The 408-nt window shown below is 66.7% G+C and carries 1 protein-coding gene; it reads left to right on the top strand.

The annotated features are described in order from the left end of the window. Positions 1-141: 141 nt before the first annotated feature. Positions 142-408, top strand: a 267-nt coding sequence (locus tag HCK04_RS40625; RefSeq protein ID WP_260617577.1) for a Gfo/Idh/MocA family oxidoreductase, incomplete at its 3' end; no start/stop codon positions are given.

Raw genomic sequence — 408 nt, 5'->3', positions numbered from 1 at the left:
GTCGCGCAGGGCAAGGGCATGAGCGACCTGCTGGAGCAGGAGGTGCCGCAGTCGATCACACTGGCCTCGGCGACCATTACCAAGGAGAACGTGCAGAAGTATCTGCCGCTCGGCTTCGAATCCTGATTCGAGGGAGATCTAGTGACAGACAGCAGGCCGGCGCTCGGTGTCGGCATGGTGGGGTACGCGTTCATGGGACGCGTGCACTCGCAGGCGTGGCGGAGCGTCGCTTCGGTTTTCGACCTGCCGGTAAGGCCCGTCATGGCGGCCCTGTCCGGCAGGTCGCCCGACCGCACGGCCGAAGCGGCGGCCATGCTCGGCTGGGCGGCGGTGGAGACCGACTGGAAGCGGCTTCTCGAACGCGATGACGTGCAGATCGTGGACATCTGCACGCCGGGCGACAGCCAC

The sequence above is a fragment of the Microbispora sp. CL1-1 genome (assembly GCF_012034195.1).
Taxonomy (GTDB): domain Bacteria; phylum Actinomycetota; class Actinomycetes; order Streptosporangiales; family Streptosporangiaceae; genus Microbispora.
The sequence above is the reverse complement of the archived record's forward strand: the minus strand, read 5'-3'. Positions and strand labels throughout refer to the sequence as shown.